Below are 21,602 nucleotides of genomic sequence, written 5' to 3'. Positions count from 1 at the left end.
ATGAGCGTAGCCTGCCCACCTGGGGAGTTCCGCAACGACCATCGACGCGCCACATTGGGATCAACCCATGGAGCCGTCGATGCCCGATCTGTCCGCCCTCTCCTCACTGTCCTCCGCGCTGGCCGCCGCTGTTGCCGCCGCAGCGCCATCACTGGTCTCGGTCCATTCGCACCGCTCGCGCGCCTCCGGCTTCGTCTGGAAGCCGGGCCTCGTCATCACGGCGGACGAGACCCTCGCCGAGGAGGGCGAGATCGTGCTCGACTTCGCCGACGGCACGACCCGCCCCGTCACCATCGCCGGGCGTGATCACACCACCGACATCGCCCTGCTCCGCTTCCAAGGCAAGGATGTCGCGGCCGCCTCGCTTGCCGGCGGCGTGCCGCCGCTCGGCGCTCTGGCCATCCTCGTCGCCGCCGATCAGGGCAAGCCGGCCGCGGCGTTGGCGATGGTCTCGCAATCGGCAGGCGCCTGGCGCAGCCTGCGCGGCGGCGACATCGATGCGCGCATCGAGCTCGACACCAGGCTGCGGCACAGCGCCGAAGGCGGTCTCGTGCTCGACGCTGCGGGCCACGCGATCGGCATGGCCGTGCGCGGCCCGCGCCGGACGCTCGTGATACCCGCGGCCACGATCGAACGGGTCGCCAGCAAGCTCGAGACGCATGGTCGCATCGCTCGCGGCTATCTCGGTGCCGGCCTGCAGCCGGTCCGGCTCGACGATGGACTCGGTGCGATGATCATGAGCCTCGACAAAAGCGGCCCGGCCGCGGCCGCCGGCCTGCGCCAGGGTGACGTCATCACCGCTCTCAACAAGGAGCCGTTCAGGGGCATGCGCGCGATGATGCGCGAACTCGGTCCGGACAGCGTCGGCGCCGTCGTCGAGGTCGCAGCGCTGCGTGCCGGCGAGCCGGTGCAGTTCGCCCTGACCATCGGCGAGAGGCCGGCGTGAGCGAGAAGGCGCGCGCGCCGATCAGGATCGCGATCGCGGTCGATGATGCCGAGCTGGCCGACCGGCTGGCGGCGCTGCTCGGCGATGTCACGGGCCTGACGCTGGTCGCGCCCGGCGAGAGCGCCGACGTCGCCGTCGCGCCGTTGCATGGCAGTGATGAGGCGCGCAGCGGCGACGACAGGATCGACGGCCAGGCGATCGATGATTTTCAGCTCACCGCGCGCGAGCGCGACGTCCTGGCGCTGATGGCCGAGGGCTGCTCCAACAAGGAGATCGCGCGCAGCCTCGGCATCTCCGTACATACGGCGAAGTTCCACGTCGGCTCGCTGCTCGACAAGCTCGATGCAACGGGCCGGACCGATGCGGTGGCGCATGCGGCGCGGCGCGGGATCATCGAGCTGTGAGACCGCAGGCCGGCGCGGCGCGCTTCACGTCCTCGCGGCGAGCTACTTCCGCAAGCCGCTCATCACGCGGGGCAGCAGCGATGCGGCCAGCATGCGATAGCCCTCCGGGGTCAGATGCACACCGTCGACCTGATGCGGCAGGCCACGGAACATGCCGTTCTCGACCATCACGACCTTGATGCGGCGCTGCGCGGCCTTGGCCAACATGGCGCTGATGCTGCTGGCGCGCTGGTCGCCGACCCCTTTGCGGGCGTCGTTACCGCCGGGCTGCAGCACCAGCACGCGGGTTGATCCATCGACCGCGCTGTCGAAGCGGGACAGCATCCCGGCTGTGGTATCACCGTTGATGCCGGCGTTGGCGACGCTGACCCGAACGCCCTTGCCGTGGAGCATGGCCTCGAGCTGGGCCGGAAAATCCTCGCCGCGATTGACGCCCTTGCCATAGGTGTTGCTGGCGCCCAGCGCGACCACCTCGGCGGCGTCTGCCGCTCCGATCGCCGCGAACGCCAAGCCACACACAGCTAACAGTGCCACCATCTGGCGCCGGACAAGGCGGCCCAAAGATCCCGCTGGCATTTTCTTTTCCCCCCCGCTTGGTGTGAGAGGAAGCGTAGCTCACCAGTCGTCTGGTGAAAAGCGCGCGGCGCTACGGGTCTCATCACGCAGCATGCGCCAAGTCGACTGTGGAAGAGTCCTGTTTCTCTCTACGCGTCATTCCGGGGCGCCCGCAGGGCGAGCCCGGAATCCATTGAGCGACAGAACAAGAGGCAAAATGGATTCCGGGCTCATCGCTTCGCGATGCCCCGGAATGACCGGAGAGCAGCAGCGTCAGGCCTTCTTCTTCACGTCCTTGACGTTGGAGAACACGATGCCTTCGGCGCGTTCCTTGGTGTAGCCGAGATAGAACTCGTTCTTGGCCAGGAACACCGGATCGCCGTCGACGTCGTCGGCGACGCCGGAATTGTTGGCGGCGATGAACGCCTCGAGCTTCTTCTTGTCGTCGCACGAGATCCAGCGCGCCAGCGAGAACTCGGAGATCTCGAATTCGACCGGCAGCGAGTACTCGGCATCGAGCCGCGCCTTGAGCACGTCGAGCTGCAGCGGTCCCACCACGCCGACCAGCGCCGGCGCACCGTCACGCGGGCGGAACACCTGCACGACGCCCTCCTCCGACATCTGCTGCAAGGCTTCCTTCAGCTTCTTGGCCTTCATCGCATCGGTGAGGCGGACGCGGCGGACGATTTCCGGGGCAAAGCTCGGCACGCCGACGAAGGTGAGATCCTCGCCCTCGGTCAGGGTGTCGCCGATGCGCAAGCTGCCATGGTTGGGAATGCCGACGACGTCGCCGGCGAAAGCTTCGTCCGCCACCGAGCGGTCCTGGGCGAAGAAGAATTGCGGGCTCGACAGCGGCATGGTCTTGCCGGTGCGTACCAGCTTCGCCTTCATGCCGCGGTTGAGCTTGCCCGAGCACAGCCGCGCGAACGCGATGCGGTCGCGGTGGTTGGGGTCCATATTCGCCTGGATCTTGAACACGAAGGCGCTCATGCGCGGCTCGGCGGCGTCGACCTTGCGCAGGTTCGACTCCTGCGCGCGCGGCGACGGCGCGTAGCGGCCGAGGCCTTCGAGCAGATCGCCGACGCCGAAATTGCGCAGCGCGCTGCCGAAATAGACCGGCGTCAGGTGGCCCTCGCGGAATGCCTCCAGGTCGAACGGCTTGCAGGCTTCCTTGACCAGCTCCAGCTCGTCGGTGATCTGACTCATGTCGAGATTGGCGTTGATCTTGCCGAGCTCGGCGATGTCGATTTGCTGCGCCGCGCCGGTCTTGGCGCCGCCGCCTTCGAGCAGACGCACGCCGCCGTCGCGGATGTCATAGGTGCCGATGAAGTCGCGGCCGCGCCCCACGGGCCAGGTCATCGGCGTGGTGTCGAGCGCCAAAGTCTTCTCGATCTCGTCCAGCAGATCGAAGGTGTCGCGGCTCTCGCGGTCCATCTTGTTGATGAAGGTGATGATCGGGATGTCGCGGAGGCGGCAGACCTCGAACAGCTTGCGCGTGCGCGCCTCAATGCCCTTGGCGGCGTCGATCACCATGACGGCCGAGTCGACCGCGGTCAGCGTGCGATAGGTGTCTTCGGAAAAGTCCTCGTGGCCCGGCGTGTCCAGCAGGTTGAACACCAGCCCTTCGAACTCGAAGGTCATCACCGAGGTGACGACCGAGATGCCGCGCTCGCGCTCGATCTTCATCCAGTCCGAGCGGGTGTTGCGGCGCTCGCCCTTGGCCTTGACCTGACCGGCGAGGTTGATGGCGCCGCCGAACAGCAGCAGCTTCTCGGTCAGCGTCGTCTTGCCGGCGTCCGGGTGCGAGATGATGGCGAAGGTGCGCCGGCGCGCGACCTCATCGGAGAGCGCGGAGCGGGACGGCTGTTCGGTCGTCAAACTTGTATCGGACATGAGGCGGCGGACGTCGTTTCGGGGCCAGAGAGCGGGCGATTTGATGGGAAAGGCGCGGGATCACGGCCGCCGCGCGCCCTCCATATAGGCGTTTTGCACCGCAACTCCAACCGGCGAGTTGCCCCTCGCCCGCCCCGGATCAGTGCCGGAGCACCGACACCAGCCAGAACGTCAGCGCCGAGACGATGGCCGAGGCCGGAATCGTGAAGATCCAGGCGTAGACGATCGATCCGGCCACGTTCCAGCGCACCGCGGAGGCGCGGCGGGCGGCGCCGACGCCGACGATCGCGCCGGTGATGGTGTGGGTGGTCGACACCGGCACGCCGAGGAACGTCGCCAGGAACAGCGTGATGGCGCCGCCGGTCTCGGCGCAGAAGCCCTGCATCGGGTTGAGCTTGGTGATGCGCAGGCCCATGGTGCGGACGATGCGCCAGCCGCCCATCAGGGTGCCAAGCGCCATCGCGGCCTGGCACGACAGCACGACCCAGAACGGCACCGTGAACTGCTCGCCGAGACGGCCCTGCGAGTACAACAGCACGGCGATGATGCCCATCGTCTTCTGCGCGTCGTTGCCGCCATGGCCGAGCGAATAGAGCGAGGCCGAGGCGAATTGCAGGATGCGGAAGGCGCGGTCGACCGCGAACGGCGTCGAGCGTACCGAGGCCCAGGACACGATCGCGACCAGGATCATCGCCAGCACCAGCCCGACCAGCGGCGACAGCACGATCGCGAGCACGGTCTTGGACAGGCCGCTCCACACGGTGGCCGAGATGCCGGCCTTGGCGACCCCTGCCCCGACCAGCCCGCCGATCAGCGCATGCGAGCTCGACGACGGAATGCCGGCGGCCCAGGTGACCAGGTTCCAGACGATGGCGCCGACCAGGGCAGCGAAGATCACCTGCGCGTCGACGATGGCGGGATCGATGATGCCGGTGCCGATGGTCTGGGCGACGTGGAGGCCGAACACGCCAAACGCCACGAAATTGAAGAATGCGGCCCAGAACACCGCATATTGCGGCCGCAGCACGCGGGTCGAAACGATGGTCGCGATCGAGTTGGCGGCGTCGTGCAGGCCGTTGAGGAAATCGAAGGCGAGTGCGACGGCGATGAGGCCGACCAGGATCGGAAGGCCGAGTTGAGCGTCCACGGCGCGGCCCTACCCTAGACCTGTTCGATCATGATCGAATTGATCTCGTTGGCGACGTCGTCGAAGCGGTCGGCGACCTTCTCCAGATGGTCATAGATCTCGGCGCCGACGATGAAATCCATCGTGTTGGCGTTGCGGTGCTTGAGGAACAGCTCCTTCAGCCCGATGTCGTGGAGATCGTCGACCCGTCCCTCGAGCTTGGTCATCTCCTCGGTGATCGCGGTGATCATCGGCACGTTCTGACCGATCGCCTGCAACAGCGGCAACGCCTTTCCGATCAGGTTGGCGCAGTCGACCAGCAAGGTGCCCATCTCGCGCATGGTCGGCTCGAACTCCTTGACCTCGAACAGCACCACGGCCTTGGCGGTCTGCTGCATCTGGTCGATGGCGTCGTCCATCGAGGTGATCAGGTTCTTGATGTCGCCGCGGTCGAATGGGGTGATGAAAGTGCGGCGGACAGCGGTCAGCACTTCGCGGGTGATGTTGTCGGCCTCGTTCTCGAGCTGGCTGACGCGCTGGCAATGCCTGAGGATGTCGTCGCCGCCCTGCAGCATGTCCTGCAGCGCATGGGCGCCTTGAATCACCACCTTGTTGTGGCGGGCGAACAAATCGAAAAACCGCTCCTCCCGCGGGAGGACGGCGCGAAACCAGTGCAGCATGGGACGAGATCCATCCATTCCGAAACGGGCCAGGGCCGGCCCGTCACAGAACTGTCATACTCCGGATCGCGCACCAGCAGAAGCGGTGGCCGGATCATCCACCGCTTTCTGCCCTTTCGACGATCTCTTTTCAGATCAATGACTTAGAGGGATCGCTTGAACAGATGGGCGATTTCCCCGACGACGCCGCGGCGGAAGGTGAGCACGCAGGCGACGAAGATCACGCCCTGGATCACCGTCACCCACTGGCCGAAGCCGGACAGATATTGCTGCATGCCGACGATCACGAACGCGCCGACGACGGGGCCGAACACGGTGCCGAGCCCACCGACCAGGGTCATGAGCACGATCTGGCCGGACATCCCGACCTCGACGTCGGTCAGCGAGGCATTCTGGGCGACGAACACCTTCAGCGCACCGGCGAGGCCCGCCAGCGTCCCCGACAGGATGAAGGCGAGCAGCTTGTAATGGTCGGTCTTGTAGCCCAGCGAGATCGCGCGCTGCTCGTTCTCACGGATCGATTTCAGCACCTCGCCGAACGGCGAGTTGATGGTGCGGAAGATCAGCAGGAAGCCGGCGAGGAAGCCGACCAGCACGACGTAATAGAGCACCGTCGGCTTGGACAGGTCGAGGATGCCGAACATCCGGCCCTGCGGAATGCCCTGGATGCCGTCCTCGCCATGGGTGAACGGCGCCTGCAGATAGATGAAGTACAGGAGCTGCGACAGCGCCAGGGTGATCATCGCGAAATAGATGCCCTGGCGTCGGATCGAGATGTAGCCGGTGATCACCGACAGGACGAACGATCCGGCGACGCCCGTCAGGATGCCGAGCTCGGGCGGCAGCCCCCACACCTTCAGCGCGTGGGCACTGCAATAGCCGGCCGTTCCCAGGAACATCGCATGGCCGAACGACAGCAGGCCGCCATAGCCGATCAGGAGGTTGAAGGCGCAGGCCAGCAGCGCGAAGCACAGCGCCTGCATGACGAAGAACGGGTAGAGCCCGGTCCACGGCACGATCGCCAGCAGCGCTGTCATGATGACGAACACGATCATCTCATCGCGCATCGCGCGCGGGGTGATCGGCAGGGTTGCGTCGGTGATGGATGTCATGTCAGGCCGCCCGTCCGGTCAGACCCGTCGGCTTCACCAGCAGCACCAGGACCATCAGAACGAAGACCACGGTGTTGGAAGCCTCGGGATAGAAATATTTGGTCAGTCCCTCGATCACGCCGAGCAGGAAGCCGGTGATGATCGAGCCCATGATCGAACCCATGCCGCCGATCACGACCACCGCGAACACCACGATGATGATGTGCTCGCCCATCAGCGGCCGCACCTGGTTGATCGGCGCCGACAACACGCCGGCCAGCGCCGCGAGCCCGACGCCGAGGCCGTAGGTCAGCGTGATCATGCGCGGCACGTTGATGCCGAACGCCCGCACCAAGGTCGGATTCTCGGTGGCGGCGCGCAGGTAGGCGCCGAGCCGGGTCCGCTCGATCAGGAACCAGGTCGCTAGACAGACGACCAGGGAGAATATGACGACCCAGCCGCGATAGACCGGCAGATACATGAAGCCGAGGTTCATGCCGCCGCGGAGCTGATCCGGGATCGCATAAGGCAGGCCGGACGAGCCGAAGAAGTTCTGGAACACGCCCTGGATGATCAGCGCCAATCCGAACGTCAGCAGCAGTCCGTAGAGATGGTCGAGCCCGGCAATCCATTGCAGCATGGTGCGCTCGAGGACCATGCCGAAGATGCCGACGATGATCGGCGCCAGGAGCAGCGCCCACCAATAATTGATGCCGCCGAGGTTCAGCAGAAAATAGGCGCAGAACGCGCCCATCATGTAGAGCGCGCCATGGGCGAAATTGATGATGTTGAGCATGCCGAAGATGACGGCAAGCCCGAGACTGAGCAGCGCGTAGAACGAGCCGTTGATCAGTCCGACCAGGAGCTGTGCGTAGAGGGCCTGCATCGTCTTGTTTCTGTTTTCTCTCGGCGTTTCCCAGAAGATGGCGGCCCCGGCGACGTTCAGCCGCCGGAGCCACAGCGGTTCATTTCTTCAACAAGGCGCACGCGCTCTTGTCGAGCGGCGTGAAGGCCTGGTCGCCCGGTACCGAGCCGACCAGCTTGTAGAGATCCCACGGGCCCTTGGACTCCGAGGGCTTCTTGACCTCGAACAGATAGGCGGTGTGGATGGTGCGGCCGTTCGGCTGGATCTCGCCCTTGCCGAACAGCGCATCGTCGGTCGGGATCGACTTCATCTTGTCGACGATCTTGACGCCGTCATGCGGGTTCTCGCCGAGCGCCTCCAGCGCCTTGAAGTAATGCATCAAGCCGGCATAGACGCCCGCCTGCACCATGGTCGGCGGCGCGCCGTTCTTCATGCGCTTGGCGAAGCGCTCGGAGAAGACGCGGGTCTGGTCGTTCATGTCCCAGTAGAAGGTCTCGGTGAAGTTGAGGCCCTGCGCGATGTCGAGCCCGATCGACTTGACGTCGGTCAGGAACAACAGCAGCGCGGCAAGCTTCTGGCCGCCCTTATTGATGCCGAACTCAGCCGCCTGCTTGATCGTATTGGTGGTATCGCCGCCGGCATTGGCGAGGCCGATGACCTTGGCGTTCGACGACTGCGCCTGCAGCAGGAAGGAGGAGAAGTCGGAGGTGTTGAGCGGATGCTTGACGCCGCCGATCACCTTGCCGCCATTGGCGGTCACGACCGCCGTGGTGTCGCGCTCCAGCGCGGCGCCGAAGGCGTAGTCTGCCGTCAGGAAGAACCAGGTCGAGCCGCCCGCCTTGACCAGCGCCTGGCCGGTGGTGTGCGCGAGCATGTAGGTGTCGTAGGTCCAGTGCACCGTGTTGGGCGAGCACTGCGCGTTGGTGAGATCCGAGGTCGCAGCGCCCGAATTGATGTAGACGCCGTTCTTTTCCTTGACGACGTTGTTCACCGCCAGCGCCACGCCCGAGTTCGGCACGTCGACGATGACGTCGACCTTGTCGACGTCGAACCACTGGCGCGCGATCGAGGTGCCAATATCCGGCTTGTTCTGGTGATCGCCGGAGATGACGTCGATCTTCCAGCCCTTCGCGGTGAGGCCGGAATCCTCGATCGCCATCTGCGCTGCGAGTGTCGAGCCGGGACCGCCGAGATCGGCATAAAGACCCGACTGATCGGACAGCGCGCCGATCTTGACGGTCTTGTCGCCGGCCGAAGCGACGCTGCCAGCGGCGAGAGTGAGTGCCGTTCCCAGCAGCAGCGACGCGATGAATTTGCTCTTCATTTCCAACTTCCAGAACTTTCCAAGAAAACTGCCAAGAGAACTGCCAAGAGATTCTACCAAGAAAACCGCGAGAAAACCGCGGAAGGAACTGCCAGGTCAGCGCCGCTGGCGCTGGTCAGACGCCGAGATAAGTATGCAGCTTGTCCATGTTGGCCGACAGATCGGCATTGGCGAAGCCGTCGATGACCTTGCCGTGCTCGACGACGTAGTAGCGATCAGCGACCGTCGAGGCGAAACGGAAGTTCTGCTCGACGAGGAGAATCGTGAAGCCTTCCTTCTTCAGCCGCGCGATGGTGTGGCCGATCTGCTGGATGATGACGGGCGCGAGACCCTCGGTCGGCTCGTCCAGCATCAGGAAGCTGGCACCGGTGCGCAGGATGCGCGCGATCGCCAGCATCTGCTGCTCGCCGCCGGAAAGCTTGGTGCCCTGGCTCTTCAGCCGCTCCTTCAGATTCGGAAACAGCTCGAAGATCTGGTCGAGCGTCAGGCCGCCCGGCCGCACAACCGGCGGCAGCAGCAGGTTCTCGCGGACATCGAGGCTCGCGAAGATGCCGCGCTCCTCCGGGCACAGCGCGATGCCGAGCCGCGCGATCTTGTCGGAGGTCATGCGGATCAGCTGCTGGCCGTTGAACTGAACCGAGCCGGTGCGCTTGCCGATGATCCCCATGATCGATTTCAGGGTCGTGGTCTTGCCGGCGCCGTTGCGCCCGAGCAGGGTGACGACCTCGCCGGCATTCACGTTGAAGTTCATGCCGTGGAGAATGTGGGACTCGCCGTACCAGCTCTCGAGGTTGTTGACGTCGAGAATGGTGCTGGTCGCAGCCGCCTGCCCTGGCTTCGTGGCCGTCATCACCTCAGGCATGTCCGGCTCCCAGATAGGCTTCCTTGACGCGCTCATCCTTGGAGAGCTCAGAATACGGCCCTTCCGTCAGCACCTGCCCGCGCGTCAGCACGGTGATGGTGTCGGAGAGGTTGGCGACGACGCTGAGATTATGCTCGACCATCAGGATCGTGTATTTGGCGGAGATGCGCTTGATCAGCGCGGCGATCTTGTCGATGTCCTCGTGGCCCATGCCGGCCATCGGCTCGTCCAGCAGCATCATCTCCGGATCGAGCGCCAGCGTGGTCGCGATCTCCAGCGCGCGCTTGCGCCCATAGGGCATTTCGACTGCCGGAATATTGGCGAACTCGCTGAGGCCGACGTCGTCGAGCAGCTCGAGCGCCCGGCTGTTGAAGCGGTTCAGAACGCTCTTGGAGCGCCAGAAGTCGAACGACGAGCCATGCTGCCGCTGCAGGGCGACGCGGACGTTCTCCAGCGCCGTCATATGCGGAAACACCGCCGAGATCTGGAACGAGCGGACCAGGCCGAGCCGTGCCACGTCGGCCGGCGCCGTCGCCGTAATATCCTGACCCTTATAGAGAATCTTGCCGGCCGACGGCGTCAGGAACTTCGTCAGCAGGTTGAAGCACGTGGTCTTGCCGGCCCCGTTCGGGCCGATCAGCGCGTGAATGGTGCCCCGGCGGATCTTGAGCGAAACATCGCGAACGGCAAAAAATCCCGCGAATTCCTTCGTCAATCCGTGGGTCTCGAGAATGAACTCGTCAGCCAAAGATTCCCCCCAAGCCGGCGCCGTCAGCGCCTGGCCCTCGCTTCTTCCTGTACGGCGGCTCTGCCGGACGGCTGGACGATTCCTCGTCGCCACCCGCGACCGCTTCGCGCCGGAATATGCCGTCAATCGAGGGAGTTAGGCAAGGCGGAAAGCTGGGCAACGACGTCGCAAGGCGGCCGGCGGACCTTGCGTTGAAATCGGCCGGTATTTCCCGCTGACATAGAAAATCATACCACCGGCATTTTCCTGCACGCGCGCGGCGATCGCGGCTCCAACTACGTCGCAGCCTTCACGTCCTTTGCGTAGAGATCCGGCTTGAAACCCACCACGCGGCGGCCGCCGAGATCGAGCACCGGGCGTTTGATCATCGAAGGCTGCGCCAGCATGAGCGCGATCGCCTTGCTCTCGGTGAGTCCGTTCTTGTCGGCGTCGGGCAACTTCTTGAAGGTCGTCCCGGCGCGATTGAGCAGCACCTCCCAGCCGAGCTCGTCGCTCCATGCCTTGAGTTTAGCCTTGTCGATTCCGGCGGTCTTGTAGTCGTGGAATTCGTAAGCGACGCCGTGATCGTCGAGCCAGGCGCGCGCCTTCTTCATCGTGTCGCAGTTCTTGATTCCGTAGATCGTGATGCTCATGCCACGCGTCCTCAAACAATCGTGTCCGACCGCGGCGGATGTCCCGCGTTGCGACAATCGACCGTGCATTTTGCAGCGGGATTCACCCGCTTTTGATGCAGCGACGCCGCGCGTTCCCCGGTCGGAATTCACTCCGACCTTTGCCACGAAACTGTCGGCTGAGCATTACATTTTCTTCGCATCCCCGGCGTATCTGGCCCACGAACAGGAGACCGCGAATGGGCAAGATCATGGTCCGTTGTCCGCAGACCGGCCGCAGCATCGAGACAGGGATGGAAATGGACGCCGCGCGCTTTCAGCGCATGCCCGTGTTCTTCTCGCGCGCATACTGCCCGCACTGCCGCATCTACCATGAATGGTTCGCCGCCCATGCCTGGGTCGAGGAGACGCGCGAGCGCATCGCGCTGGCGTGACCGCACAAAATAACGGATGCCACGCGCAACGCATCTCCACACGCCGTCAGGACAGCAGCGCGGCGATATCCTCCTCCGTCAGCGCCTTGCCGACATTGCCCTCGCGATCGAACAGTGAATCGGCCAGCGCATGCTTGCGCAGCTTGAGTTCACCGATCTTCTCCTCGATCGTCCCGGCCGTCACCAGGCGATAGACGAAGACCTTCTTGTCCTGGCCGATGCGATGCGCGCGGTCGATCGCCTGCGCCTCGACGGCGGGATTCCACCAGGGATCGTAGATGATGACGGTATCGGCCGCCGTCAGGTTCAGGCCGACTCCGCCGGCCTTCAGGCTGATCAGGAACACCGGGCTGTCCCCCCTCTGAAACGCCTCGATCGCCCGCTTGCGATCGCGGGTGTCGCCCGTGAGCAGCTCGTAGTCGATATCAGCTGTCTCGAAACGCTCCTCGATCAGGGAGAGCATCGAGGTGAACTGCGAGAAGATGATGATCTTGCGCCCCTCGCTGAGCAGTTCCTCGACCATCTCCATCAGCCGGTCCAACTTGGCCGAGGGGCGCTCGACCTTGTCGTCGAGCTTCACCAGCCGCGGATCGCAGCAGACCTGGCGCAGCCGCAGCAACGCCTCGAGCACGATGATGTGGCTGCGGGCAAGGCCGCGCTCATCCAGCGCCTTGCGCACCTTCTTCGCCATCGCCGCGCGGATCGAATCATAGAGGTCGCGCTGCTTGCCGTCGATCGCGATGGTCTCCACGATGTCGACCTTGGCCGGCAGCTCGGACGCGACCTCCTCCTTGGTCCGCCGCAGCAGGAACGGCTTGACGCGGCGGGTCAGCGCCGCCGCTCGCATCGTATTGCCTTCCTTCTCGATGGGCGTGCGCCAGTTGCGCGTGAACGCAGTCTTGTCGCCGAGATAGCCCGGGTTGACGAAGCTCATGATCGACCAGAGTTCGCCGAGATGGTTCTCCATCGGCGTGCCGGTCAGGCAGAAGCGGTGGCTGGCCTTGATCGCATTGAGCCAGCGCGTCGTCGCGGCATTGGGATTCTTGATGGTCTGCGCCTCATCGAGAATGGCCATGTGCCAGTCCCGTCCCAGGATGAGCTCATGGTCGCGCGCGATCAGCGGATAGGTGGTGAGCACGACGTCGTGCTCCGAAATCTGCGCGATCAGCTCCTTGCGAGCGGCGCCGTGGAACACCAGCACCTTCAGATCGGGAACGAATTTGGCGGCCTCGTTGCACCAGTTGGTCATCAGGCTGGTCGGCGCCACGATCAGCACCGGCGCCGTCAGCTCGCCGCGCGCCTTTTCCAGCGCCAGCAGTGCCAGCACCTGTACGGTCTTGCCAAGGCCCATGTCGTCCGCCAGCACGCCGCCGAGGTTGGCCTGCCGCAGAAGATCGAGCCAGGCGACGCCCTGTCGCTGGTAGGGGCGCAACGTGGCGGTGAAGCCGGCCGGCAGCTTCAATTCATCCGGCCGATGCTGCCGCACCAGATCCGCGAGCCGGCGTAGATCATCGGGCCCCTTGAATGCGCCCGGATCGTGCGCCAGTAGCGGCACAAGTTGCGCACGAGACAGCTTGAGCCTGCCCGACGCATCCAAGCCGCCGCCGCTCAGCCGCATCGTCTGCAGCGCCAGCAGAACCGGCAGGAAGCGGCCGGCCGCGAGCGCCAGGTGTCGGCCATCGGGCAGCGGCACATACATGTGCTTCTCGGTGGAGTCGGCGTCGGCCAGCGCGTCAACGATCCCGGGCTGCGCGAGCAGCCGCGCCAGCAGCTCGGCGAGATCATGCGGCTTGCCGTCGATGTCGATCTTGAAGCCGAACTCGAACCAGTCGATCCCGCTCCCTTCGATCTCCATGTCGATGAGGCCGGAGGACTCGGCCATCCGGAACGGGAAGGCATCATCGATCCGTATCTCGAATCCCTCCGCCCGCAATGCCTCGAGCTCGCGATGCATGAACTGCAGCCAGCGACCTTCGTCGGGGAAGGTCAGATCGTCACCGTGGCCACCGAAGCTGTAGGTCTGGACTTTCTTGAGCGGAACGAGGCCGAGATCGCTCAGCCGCTTGGACGTCTTTCGCTCGTCCGCCTTGGCCCGCGTGACGAGGTGCACCCGTCCGTCGTGGAACACCTCCATCCCGTTGTCGCTGCTCTTGGTCTCGATTTCGATCGGACCGTAACGAAAGGCCAGGCGGATCACGCCGAGTGGAAGCCCGCTGGTGTGGACGCCGCGGAAGCCATAGCCGGGATAAGGTCCGCGTCGCAGGCGCAGAACAGGCACCGGCTTGGCCTCGATCTTGACGACCTCGCTCGGCGGCGACGGCAGCAGGGCGCGATCGAGCGCGGGCAGCCGCTGGCTGAGATGCCGGGACACTTCGCCGATCAGCGCCTTCGGCAACGTCGGCGCGCTCAGCAGGTGATGCGCGGTTCGCGGATCTATACCGGGATCGGCCTCGCCGACGACGCCGCTGTTCTCGTCGGCATAGATGGGCGGCTCGGCATGCAGGGCCGTCAGACCATCGACCACGAGCCTTGCGCCGATGCCTCGCAGGCCGACCGGCTGCCATTCGATGCGGCCGCCGCGGATGTCGCCCCAGCGCAGCAGCGGCCCGGTATGATCGCGCCAATACGCCCGGCCGGTCTCGACGATGCGCTTCAGCAGCGCGGCAGAGCCGATCCGGAACGCCCATTGTCCGTCGAGATAGACTTGATGTCCAAGCCACGCCGCGATCGCGATGTCGATGTCGCGATAGAACGCCGGCGCATGCGCGGCACTTGTCCGCAGTTGATCGACCTTCGCGAACGCGGAGGCAAAGCTATCGTCCTTGCCCAGCCGGACCGACCACAGACGGACGACCAGAAAAGGTGCACCTCCCGGCTCGGAATGGGGCTGCACGCCATAGATCAACCTCTGCCTCACCGCGGGAGGATAGCTATCGCCACGGCTGACCGCGCCGATCTTATTGAGCCACGCGCTGATCTCTGGCGGCAGCACCACCGTGCCCGCCTGCCCTGCTGTCTTTCCCGCCGCCCTTGGCGGAGTCCCCTGATCCAGGTCGTTCTCCGACGGCTCGATGGCTTCGAGCAGAACCGCCGCAACGTGCTTGCAATTGTGCTGCATCGGGCACGTGCATGTGCCGGATACGTCCAAGCGCCCGTGCTGGTCCCGCTCCAGCCTGATCTCGACCTCATAGGGCCAGGATTGCGATCCCTGCACCGAGGCCGCCAGCTCCCGGCCGTCATCGCTGATGTCGAGATCGAGAACCGCTCCGCGAAGCTGAATATGCTCGGCCTTCTGAAAGGCGGCGTGGCTGAAGAAGGACCGGATGGCCTGGGGTCTTTTGAAAGGAAGCGGCATGCATTGTAATCCGGCGAACGCGATCGCGCGTTCGACAGACCCATTTACCACGATCCGGGCGGCAGCATCGCGCCGCACCCTCTTCCATGGGGATAATATCTCCGGCTTGGTGGTTCACCCGTCCATCGGATCGCTCTTCAGCGGCTTGTCGGAATCCCCCGGCATCAGGCAGGGATAGAGCTCGCTGAACGTGAATTCCGCCCCGCCGTCGGCGCGATCGAAACGCAGCACCACATCGAAGCGTTTGCCGGACCAGTGGGTCGGTAACTGGTCTTCATTGCTCACCGGCAGCCGTGGCAGGATGTCGGAGATGATCGCCTTGTGCTCCCACGCCACCAGCGCGGTGCCGGACAGCGATAGCAGGGCTTCGACCAGCGCCGCCTCCTGCCCCTTCGCAAAGGACGTGTTCGGCTTGTCGAGGCCGACGCGCGCAGCCAAATCGAGCACCGTCTCATAGGGCCGGCGGCTCGGGTCGGAGCCGTTCTCGGTGCTGTCGGGATCGGCGGCATAGACCGCCTGCGGTGTCGGATAATCCGTGCCGCCCAGTCCGCTGCCGAACAGCGCCGTCCAGGCCCCTGCCCGCTCCCAGCCGAAGATCACCAGCGACTTCGAGTCCGGCTTGCCGTCGTGGGTCAGGCCCGGGCCTGTCGCGTCGCCATCGGGCTTCTCGGCATGGCGGATGATCAGCAGCGTCAGCGCGTTCATCGGCAAACCTCTCAGGTGGCATCATACATCCATCACACGCAATTGCTACTTGAGATTGCAATCGCGAGAACGCATCATGGCGTTTTTCCAACCAGGATTCATTTCAGATGAGCATGGGATTGCGACAGACCCGCCGGACATTCCTGGCGACGGCCGCGGTGGCGGCAGCCAGCACGGTCATCTCGCCGAGGCCGAGCCGCGCCGCCGCGAAATATCGCCGCCACAGCGTCACCAGCGCGGAAGGCCAGAAGATGCTGGCGAGCTACGCCAAAGGCGTCGCCGCCATGCTGCAGCTCCCCGCAAACCATCCGCAGAACTGGTTCCGCAACGCGTTCATCCACCTGATGGACTGCCCGCACGGCAATTGGTGGTTCTACGTCTGGCATCGCGGCTATCTCGGCTATTTCGAGCAATCGATCCGCGCGCTCAGCGGCGACGACGATTTCGCGCTGCCCTATTGGGACTGGACCGAGCTGCCGGAAATTCCCGCCGGCATGTTCGACGGCGCCCTGACGCCGACCGACAAGGCGTATCAGCCGTTCACCGCGAATCTCGCGGTCTTCACCGCGTTGATCAAGCCGGCGCTGACCGATTACTGGAACGGCCTGTCGAAGGATCAGCGCGGCCAGCTCGAGATTCGCGGCTACAAGTCGATCGACGATCTCTGGAACGACGTCACCGGCTTCTCGCCCTCCGCCAACGCCGGCATCTCGGGCAACGAGGCGTTCGCGACCACTTGCGCCTCACGCTATCTGTCGCGCGACAATCCGAAGCTCGATGCCAAGACCGCCTACGACGTCTCGCCCTTCGTGATCATGGCGGGCCTGCTGCCGACCGACTTCTACAACGTCGACAACTATCTGAGCTTCACCAGCTCGAAGACCGCCTCACACAACAACCAGCCGAACGGCGCGACCAAGTTCTCGACCTTGGAAGGCCTGCCGCACAACAAGGTCCACAACTACATCGGCGGCGTCGGTCCGCTCGATCCCGGCCCCTACGGCAACATGACCAACTTCCTGTCGCCGGTCGATCCGATCTTCTTCCTGCACCATTCGAACATGGACCGGCTCTGGGATGTCTGGACGCGCAAGCAGCAGCGGCTCAAGCTGCCCTATCTGCCGCAGGGCGCCGACCTGAAGACGTTCTCCGACGAGCCGTTCCTGTTCTACGCCGACGGCAAGGGCGGCTATGTCGGCCCCAGCAAGGCCGGCGACTACATCTCGACCGACCGCTTCGACTACGACTATACGCCGGGCTTCGGCGAGGACATCGTCAATCCGCCCGCGGTCGCCGCGGCGCCGCAGGCCAAGCCGCAGCAGGGCTCGGTCAAGGCCAACGTGGGCACGGTGAGGATCCCTGGCGATGCGCTCGAAGCGCATCTGGCGGCAGCGCGGCCGCAGCCGCTGATGGCGCAGATCACGCTGCCCCGCCCGAGCGGCTATTCGACCGTGCGCGAATTCGACGTCCTGGTCAACGCGCCCGCCAACGTCAGCAAGGTCACGGCTGACAGCCCATATTATGCAGGCACCATCGCCTTTTTCGGATCGATGATGCCGGGCATGGCCATGACCACGGATGCTAGTTTCGCGGTGCCGCTGCCGACGAAGCAGGAGGCCTTCTCCGCCCTGCGGGCCGCGCCCAACCAGCCGCTGAGCATCCGCGTCGTGCCCTCGGGCGGCGTCGGCACTGCGCCGACGCTGAAAGCGCTCTCGGTCGGACCGCTGCGCCGATGAACGGCAGGCGCGCCGCGCTGCGGACCTGCGCCGTGCTGCTCTGTGCGGTGCTGCGGCCGGCCTCGTCCTTGGCCGCGGAGCCGTTCAGAGCCGTCGATCTGGTCGTGCCGCGGCCATTGGATGCGAGCGAGGCTCCCGTCGTCGAGATCAGCCTGGGCGCACTGGGGCGAGGCCAGGAGGTGACGGTGACGACGGCGTCCGGGATGCCGCTCGGGACCATCTCGCCATTCGGCCTTCGCACTGGCGCGGAGGCCGGCACCTACGCGCTTCCGGTGCCGAAGGAGGCGATCAAGAGTGGACGCCTGTCGATCCGTCTCAGCATCAGCCAACCCGGCGGCAGCCGCGCGCCGACGCCGCAGGAGGTTCGCGGCATCACGCTCAGGCTTGCTCCGCGGCCATGATCCGTCGTCTGCGCCGCAAGCGCGCCGGACTCAGACCGTCCCGCTCCGCGCACGTTCTGCGCGCTGCTCGAACGGGCTCGCCATGCTGGGCTGTCCGATCCAGACGCGGTTGAGCAGCCGCGTGAACGGCGGACACGTCGTCCCCTCGATGCGCGCCATCGCCTCCTGATAGGGGCCGACGGTACGCAATCTCTCCGGCAGCATCGCATAGGCGCGCGGCAGAAACCGCCTGGTGCGCGCCGCGCTGCGGCGTTCGCGCTCGCCATAGGGCAGCGCGAACGCAAGCCGCAGCCGCTCCGGCAGCATCTCGGCCGTCAACGCCGTGAACCAGCGCGGCGGTCCGATAAGGGTCGCCTCGCCGGAGAAGATACGCTGCGCGATCTCGCGCGCCGCCGGGCCGACCGTGAGCGTCTCCGACGCCATCATCTCGGCCGTATAGGCCTTGAACGACGCCCAGTCCGGCGGCATGGCCTCGTGTGGAATTCCAAACAGGCCCGCGAACCGCGTCGCCTCGCGCCAATATTGCTCGCGCTCGGCATCGTCGAGCGGGCGGCACAGCAGGCCGTAGGACATCATCGCAGTCTCGACCAGGGTGGCATGGACCCAGCGCAGCGCGTCGACGTCATTGGCGCGATAGCGCGAGCCGGCCGTAAACGGTCCGACCGTCTCCGGCATCACGCCGTCGACCGCGGCGTGCCGCCGATACAGCCGCCGCGCCACCGCGACCGCCTGCGCGCGCGTGCCGAACACCATGGTGTAGACGATGCTGAAGGTGCGGTGGAAACGGCCGAGCGGATCGGCGAACACCTTGGACTGCTCGGCAATGCCCGCCGCCACCCAGGGATGGGCGAGCTGCAACAGCAGCGCGCGGCCGGCGCCGAGAAACAGCGCGGCCTCGCGATGCACGCGCCACATCACGCTGTCGGACGGCAGCACGGCATCGCCCGGCGTGGCCGGCGCGGACAGCACCTCGGCCAAGCACCGTTCGAAATCGGCATCGCTGACGATCACGGCCGCTGCGGGATCTCCAGCCCGCGCTGTACCGCCGGTCGCGCCAGCCCGCGTTCGAGCCAGGCCGGCACGTGCTTCAGCTCATCAAAGGCGACGATGTCGCGCGCGCCGTAGAACCCGATCAGGTTGCGCACCCAGCCGAGCGTCGCGATGTCGGCAATCGTGTAGTCGGCGTCCATGATCCACTGCCGGCCATCGAGCCGCGCCTCGAGCACGCCGAGCAGCCGCCTGCTCTCCGCGACATAGCGCTGCAACGGCCGCTTGTCCTCGTACTCGCGGCCGGCGAATTTGTGGAAGAAGCCGAGCTGCCCGAACATGGGACCGATGCCGCCCATCTGGAAATGCACCCACTGGATCGTCTGCCAGCGCCGCGCCGGATCGTTCGGCAGGAATTTTCCGGTCTTCTCGGCAAGGTACTGCAGGATCGCTCCGGATTCGAACAGGCCGAGCGGCTGGCCGCCGGGACCGTCGGGATCGATGATCGCGGGAATCTTGCCGTTCGGATTGAGCGAGAGGAATTCAGGGGTCTTCTGGTCGTCCTTGCCGAAATCGATCGTGTGCGGCTCGTAGGCCAGGCCGGTCTCCTCCAGCATGATCGAGACCTTCACCCCGTTCGGGGTCGGCAGTGAATAGAGCTGGATGCGGTCGGGATGCTGCGCCGGCCAGCGCGTGGTGATCGGAAAGCTGGAGAGATCGGACATCGTGGCTCTTGCTCGCTTTGTCGCTGAGGCCTCAATCTAAGCCCGTGAGCCGCCGCTGCAAGGTTCGATGCGGAACCGCATGCGGCCGACGGTCTTATGTTGCTGCATCGTGCAGAAAGCCAGCATGCCGAGCCCGACCTACCAGTTGATCATGCAGGCGATGATCACGCGCCAGCCGGTGCTGTGCACGTATGGGGGCTTCGCCCGCGCGATCTGCCCGATCATCCTCGGCCACACCGCCGGCCGCGAGCGCGTGCTCGCGTTCCAGTTCGCGGGCGGCGCGAGCAGCGGCCTGCCGCCGGGCGGCCAATGGAAGTGCTTCGATGTCGCTGACATCAGCGAGGTCGAGCTGCGCCAGGGGCGCTGGCATTCCGGGGGCAGCCATCGCCAGCCGCAACACTGCGTCGCCGACGTCGATCTCGACGTCAATCCGGACAGCCCCTACGACCCGAAACGATCGATTACGCCGCAGCGCGGTGAGCTTCGGCGGAAGCGCTGACGCTACTGCGGCTCGCGCAGGCGCACGCGCAGCAGCGCCGGCAGTTTCGAGGTGGCGTCATGCTGCGCGAGCTTCGCCGCGACCCTGCGCATCAGCGACGACGCGCCCTGCTTGGCAAACAGCTTCATGCCGCGATAGCTGAAATCCACCACCACTTCGTGATGGCGCATGCCCTTGCCGCCCTTGACCAGGCCAAGGTCGCGCACCAGGCAATAATGCCCGTCGCTCATGCGTGCCAATCGGGTGTTCTCGAACATGCAGCGAAGCAATGCACCGAGTCGCAAATCCGTCAAGATTGACAGGAACGACTCATGAACCCAGCACGTCTGCGACCGGCCGCCGCGGCGCGAACGGCAGCGTAGGACCATAGCCGAAACGCAACACGAGATCCGGCCGCCGCGTCGTTCCGATCACGCGCGCCAGTTCGGGACGCACCGCAGCCACCTCTACCGGCTGGTTGATGAAGGCGAGCTTGAGGCCTAGGCGCGTCGCTTCGAGCGCAAAGCGCTGGCACGCCTGCCCGACCCTGATCCAGTGCGAGGGATCGGCGTTCTCGGCTGCGAACACGGCAAGACCGGCAGATGAGCCGATCTGGCGCGCATATTTGTCGTTCTCTGCCGCCGCATCGAAGAGGTGGTCGAACGCGATGCCGCCGAGCGCGGTCGGCAACGACGGATTGCCGCTCGCGGGTGCAAACAGGCCGTCACCCGTTGCCATCGCGCTGCGCGGATTGAAGCGCAGCCAGGACTTCAGCTCGCGCATGAACGCGACGTCGCGCATCTGGGCGTCATTGCCGGCGACGACGAGGTCGCGGATGGCCGCAATCACGGTACGATCCGTAATGAGTATGAGATCGACGCCTCGCGTGGCTGCTGCCACCTGCAACGCCGCAAGATCGCCTGACGGCACGGCGCGTCCGTCGTAGTCGGCACGTGTCGACTGTCTGCGGACGATCGCAGGCAATAGCGGATCGTCATGCGGCTCGGCGTTCATAAAGCTGTAGCGCACCGTCTGCCCATCGATGGCAACCTCGCCCCTTCGGCCGCTTGCAGCCGCCGCGATCGCGAGATTGGTGGCGGCGCAGCCCAGGCTGACGAACAGATGATGGTCGTCCGGATCGACCACCGGCGTGCGCCGTGACGGATCGGGCATGATCTCGATCGCATCCTGCGTCACGCGAAAGCGCCATGGCTGCGTGTTGTGACCGTTGGCTGCGAGTGTCGCGTAACGGATGACATCGGTGATCTCGGGCGACAGCGGTGCGCGCAACCGGGCGATATAGTCGTCATAGGCGCGCATCGTGCCGGTCGCGGCGCGCCAGGTGCCGGCGCCGAGCGCGGCCGCCGCAAGCGCGCCGCCGCTGCCTATCAGGACCTGCCGTCGGTTCATGGCCATGCGCTCACAATTCTCGCCGCGACCTCGATGTCCTCACGATAAGCATGCTCCGCATCGGCGCGTTGTTGCAGATCAAGGCCGCGGCAGCCGGCAAGAACATCGACTCCATGCTGTTGACAGCACCAACAAAGCGGCGTATGTCCCGCGGCCTCGCGAGCGACTGCGCCCGCGCTCAAACATGAGCAAGACGATGTCCTTCGGCTACGAACACTTCATCCGCACGTCCAACGGCGTCATGCCGGTGGATGGCGCACGCCATG

22 protein-coding genes are annotated in these 21,602 nt (G+C 65.3%); 6 read left to right on the top strand and 16 right to left on the bottom strand.

What is annotated here, in order from left to right:
• The first annotated feature begins 79 nt into the window (after nucleotides 1-79).
• A complete protein-coding gene (locus ACQR0W_RS10875) occupies nucleotides 80-946 on the top strand; it encodes a S1C family serine protease (protein ID WP_315826767.1) in 867 nt (288 codons plus the stop codon).
• The gene (locus ACQR0W_RS10870; protein ID WP_315749903.1) at nucleotides 943-1,350 is read left to right on the top strand and encodes a response regulator transcription factor; all 408 of its coding nucleotides are present in this window, start codon (nucleotides 943-945) and stop codon (nucleotides 1,348-1,350) included. Before ACQR0W_RS10875 ends, ACQR0W_RS10870 begins: the two co-directional genes overlap by 4 nt.
• A gap of 42 nt (nucleotides 1,351-1,392) precedes the next feature.
• On the opposite strand, the gene ACQR0W_RS10865 is transcribed toward ACQR0W_RS10870, so the two are convergent.
• From ACQR0W_RS10865 to ACQR0W_RS10820, 10 genes are all read right to left on the bottom strand, one after another.
• Nucleotides 1,393-1,869: a GDSL-type esterase/lipase family protein gene (locus tag ACQR0W_RS10865; RefSeq protein ID WP_316203610.1), complete on the bottom strand. Its 477-nt coding sequence runs from the start codon at nucleotides 1,867-1,869 to the stop codon at nucleotides 1,393-1,395.
• A 309-nt stretch (nucleotides 1,870-2,178) separates the two neighbouring features.
• Nucleotides 2,179-3,798: a peptide chain release factor 3 gene (locus ACQR0W_RS10860; RefSeq protein WP_315749901.1), complete on the bottom strand. Its 1,620-nt coding sequence runs from the start codon at nucleotides 3,796-3,798 to the stop codon at nucleotides 2,179-2,181.
• A 139-nt stretch (nucleotides 3,799-3,937) separates the two neighbouring features.
• On the bottom strand, nucleotides 3,938-4,945 hold the full coding sequence (locus ACQR0W_RS10855) for an inorganic phosphate transporter (RefSeq protein WP_315749899.1): 1,008 nt from the start codon (nucleotides 4,943-4,945) through the stop codon (nucleotides 3,938-3,940).
• 14 nt (nucleotides 4,946-4,959) lie between these two features.
• Nucleotides 4,960-5,604, bottom strand: coding sequence for a DUF47 domain-containing protein (locus tag ACQR0W_RS10850; protein ID WP_315712494.1), 645 nt, complete (start codon nucleotides 5,602-5,604; stop codon nucleotides 4,960-4,962).
• 143 nt (nucleotides 5,605-5,747) lie between these two features.
• Nucleotides 5,748-6,716 (bottom strand): branched-chain amino acid ABC transporter permease, encoded by a 969-nt coding sequence (locus tag ACQR0W_RS10845; RefSeq protein ID WP_315712495.1) that lies wholly within the window; start codon nucleotides 6,714-6,716, stop codon nucleotides 5,748-5,750.
• Nucleotide 6,717: 1 nt separating this feature from the next.
• Nucleotides 6,718-7,581: a branched-chain amino acid ABC transporter permease gene (locus ACQR0W_RS10840; protein ID WP_315712496.1), complete on the bottom strand. Its 864-nt coding sequence runs from the start codon at nucleotides 7,579-7,581 to the stop codon at nucleotides 6,718-6,720.
• A gap of 79 nt (nucleotides 7,582-7,660) precedes the next feature.
• Nucleotides 7,661-8,884 (bottom strand): ABC transporter substrate-binding protein, encoded by a 1,224-nt coding sequence (locus ACQR0W_RS10835; RefSeq protein WP_315712497.1) that lies wholly within the window; start codon nucleotides 8,882-8,884, stop codon nucleotides 7,661-7,663.
• A gap of 115 nt (nucleotides 8,885-8,999) precedes the next feature.
• Complete coding sequence (locus tag ACQR0W_RS10830; protein ID WP_315712498.1) at nucleotides 9,000-9,746, bottom strand: ABC transporter ATP-binding protein; 747 nt, start codon at nucleotides 9,744-9,746, stop codon at nucleotides 9,000-9,002.
• Complete coding sequence (locus ACQR0W_RS10825; protein ID WP_315712499.1) at nucleotides 9,739-10,494, bottom strand: ABC transporter ATP-binding protein; 756 nt, start codon at nucleotides 10,492-10,494, stop codon at nucleotides 9,739-9,741. Before ACQR0W_RS10825 ends, ACQR0W_RS10830 begins: the two co-directional genes overlap by 8 nt.
• A gap of 275 nt (nucleotides 10,495-10,769) precedes the next feature.
• The gene (locus ACQR0W_RS10820) at nucleotides 10,770-11,126 is read right to left on the bottom strand and encodes an ArsC family reductase (protein ID WP_315826764.1); all 357 of its coding nucleotides are present in this window, start codon (nucleotides 11,124-11,126) and stop codon (nucleotides 10,770-10,772) included.
• A 218-nt stretch (nucleotides 11,127-11,344) separates the two neighbouring features.
• On the opposite strand from ACQR0W_RS10820, the gene ACQR0W_RS10815 reads away from it, so the two are divergent.
• Entirely contained in the window at nucleotides 11,345-11,539 is a 195-nt protein-coding gene (locus ACQR0W_RS10815) for a hypothetical protein (RefSeq protein ID WP_315712501.1), read from the top strand.
• Nucleotides 11,540-11,585: 46 nt separating this feature from the next.
• On the opposite strand, the gene ACQR0W_RS10810 is transcribed toward ACQR0W_RS10815, so the two are convergent.
• Nucleotides 11,586-14,894: a DEAD/DEAH box helicase gene (locus tag ACQR0W_RS10810; protein ID WP_316235118.1), complete on the bottom strand. Its 3,309-nt coding sequence runs from the start codon at nucleotides 14,892-14,894 to the stop codon at nucleotides 11,586-11,588.
• A gap of 114 nt (nucleotides 14,895-15,008) precedes the next feature.
• The gene (locus ACQR0W_RS10805) at nucleotides 15,009-15,599 is read right to left on the bottom strand and encodes a histidine phosphatase family protein (protein WP_316170387.1); all 591 of its coding nucleotides are present in this window, start codon (nucleotides 15,597-15,599) and stop codon (nucleotides 15,009-15,011) included.
• Nucleotides 15,600-15,706: 107 nt separating this feature from the next.
• Here ACQR0W_RS10805 and ACQR0W_RS10800 point away from each other — a divergent pair, with 107 nt between their 5' ends.
• Together ACQR0W_RS10800 and ACQR0W_RS10795 are read left to right on the top strand one after the other, a co-directional pair.
• Nucleotides 15,707-17,335: a tyrosinase family protein gene (locus ACQR0W_RS10800; RefSeq protein ID WP_316186908.1), complete on the top strand. Its 1,629-nt coding sequence runs from the start codon at nucleotides 15,707-15,709 to the stop codon at nucleotides 17,333-17,335.
• Nucleotides 17,332-17,736 carry a hypothetical protein gene (locus tag ACQR0W_RS10795; protein ID WP_316186907.1) on the top strand — a complete coding sequence of 135 codons (405 nt, stop codon included), beginning with the start codon at nucleotides 17,332-17,334 and terminating at the stop codon, nucleotides 17,734-17,736. The genes ACQR0W_RS10800 and ACQR0W_RS10795 overlap by 4 nt, the downstream gene beginning before the upstream one ends.
• 30 nt (nucleotides 17,737-17,766) lie before the next feature.
• Here the strand turns inward: ACQR0W_RS10795 and ACQR0W_RS10790 are convergent, their stop codons facing one another.
• Entirely contained in the window at nucleotides 17,767-18,747 is a 981-nt protein-coding gene (locus ACQR0W_RS10790) for an oxygenase MpaB family protein (RefSeq protein WP_316186906.1), read from the bottom strand.
• Nucleotides 18,744-19,448, bottom strand: a complete 705-nt coding sequence (locus ACQR0W_RS10785) for a glutathione S-transferase family protein (RefSeq protein WP_315749889.1) — start codon at nucleotides 19,446-19,448, stop codon at nucleotides 18,744-18,746. Before ACQR0W_RS10785 ends, ACQR0W_RS10790 begins: the two co-directional genes overlap by 4 nt.
• Nucleotides 19,449-19,599: 151 nt before the next feature.
• On the opposite strand from ACQR0W_RS10785, the gene ACQR0W_RS10780 reads away from it, so the two are divergent.
• Nucleotides 19,600-19,947, top strand: a complete 348-nt coding sequence (locus ACQR0W_RS10780) for a hypothetical protein (RefSeq protein WP_316235119.1) — start codon at nucleotides 19,600-19,602, stop codon at nucleotides 19,945-19,947.
• A gap of 2 nt (nucleotides 19,948-19,949) precedes the next feature.
• Here the strand turns inward: ACQR0W_RS10780 and ACQR0W_RS10775 are convergent, their stop codons facing one another.
• Together ACQR0W_RS10775 and ACQR0W_RS10770 are read right to left on the bottom strand one after the other, a co-directional pair.
• Nucleotides 19,950-20,177: a hypothetical protein gene (locus ACQR0W_RS10775; protein ID WP_316164666.1), complete on the bottom strand. Its 228-nt coding sequence runs from the start codon at nucleotides 20,175-20,177 to the stop codon at nucleotides 19,950-19,952.
• A gap of 79 nt (nucleotides 20,178-20,256) precedes the next feature.
• Nucleotides 20,257-21,336: an Acg family FMN-binding oxidoreductase gene (locus tag ACQR0W_RS10770; RefSeq protein ID WP_316186904.1), complete on the bottom strand. Its 1,080-nt coding sequence runs from the start codon at nucleotides 21,334-21,336 to the stop codon at nucleotides 20,257-20,259.
• Nucleotides 21,337-21,602: the final 266 nt, after the last annotated feature.

The sequence above is a fragment of the Bradyrhizobium sp. HKCCYLRH1034 genome (assembly GCF_051168375.1).
GTDB lineage: Bacteria > Pseudomonadota > Alphaproteobacteria > Rhizobiales > Xanthobacteraceae > Bradyrhizobium.
The sequence above is the reverse complement of the archived record's forward strand: the minus strand, read 5'-3'. Positions and strand labels throughout refer to the sequence as shown.

Coding starts and splice junctions, on each gene's coding strand:
- ACQR0W_RS10875 (WP_315826767.1), top strand. CDS start 80: ATGCCCGATCTGTCCGCCCTCTCCTCACTGTCCTCCGCGCTGGCCGCC.
- ACQR0W_RS10860 (WP_315749901.1), bottom strand. CDS start 3,798: ATGTCCGATACAAGTTTGACGACCGAACAGCCGTCCCGCTCCGCGCTC.
- ACQR0W_RS10850 (WP_315712494.1), bottom strand. CDS start 5,604: ATGCTGCACTGGTTTCGCGCCGTCCTCCCGCGGGAGGAGCGGTTTTTC.
- ACQR0W_RS10845 (WP_315712495.1), bottom strand. CDS start 6,716: ATGACATCCATCACCGACGCAACCCTGCCGATCACCCCGCGCGCGATG.
- ACQR0W_RS10840 (WP_315712496.1), bottom strand. CDS start 7,581: ATGCAGGCCCTCTACGCACAGCTCCTGGTCGGACTGATCAACGGCTCG.
- ACQR0W_RS10835 (WP_315712497.1), bottom strand. CDS start 8,884: ATGAAGAGCAAATTCATCGCGTCGCTGCTGCTGGGAACGGCACTCACT.
- ACQR0W_RS10830 (WP_315712498.1), bottom strand. CDS start 9,746: ATGCCTGAGGTGATGACGGCCACGAAGCCAGGGCAGGCGGCTGCGACC.
- ACQR0W_RS10820 (WP_315826764.1), bottom strand. CDS start 11,126: ATGAGCATCACGATCTACGGAATCAAGAACTGCGACACGATGAAGAAG.
- ACQR0W_RS10815 (WP_315712501.1), top strand. CDS start 11,345: ATGGGCAAGATCATGGTCCGTTGTCCGCAGACCGGCCGCAGCATCGAG.
- ACQR0W_RS10810 (WP_316235118.1), bottom strand. CDS start 14,894: ATGCCGCTTCCTTTCAAAAGACCCCAGGCCATCCGGTCCTTCTTCAGC.
- ACQR0W_RS10805 (WP_316170387.1), bottom strand. CDS start 15,599: ATGAACGCGCTGACGCTGCTGATCATCCGCCATGCCGAGAAGCCCGAT.
- ACQR0W_RS10800 (WP_316186908.1), top strand. CDS start 15,707: ATGAGCATGGGATTGCGACAGACCCGCCGGACATTCCTGGCGACGGCC.
- ACQR0W_RS10795 (WP_316186907.1), top strand. CDS start 17,332: ATGAACGGCAGGCGCGCCGCGCTGCGGACCTGCGCCGTGCTGCTCTGT.
- ACQR0W_RS10785 (WP_315749889.1), bottom strand. CDS start 19,448: ATGTCCGATCTCTCCAGCTTTCCGATCACCACGCGCTGGCCGGCGCAG.
- ACQR0W_RS10780 (WP_316235119.1), top strand. CDS start 19,600: ATGCAGGCGATGATCACGCGCCAGCCGGTGCTGTGCACGTATGGGGGC.
- ACQR0W_RS10775 (WP_316164666.1), bottom strand. CDS start 20,177: ATGAGCGACGGGCATTATTGCCTGGTGCGCGACCTTGGCCTGGTCAAG.
- ACQR0W_RS10770 (WP_316186904.1), bottom strand. CDS start 21,336: ATGAACCGACGGCAGGTCCTGATAGGCAGCGGCGGCGCGCTTGCGGCG.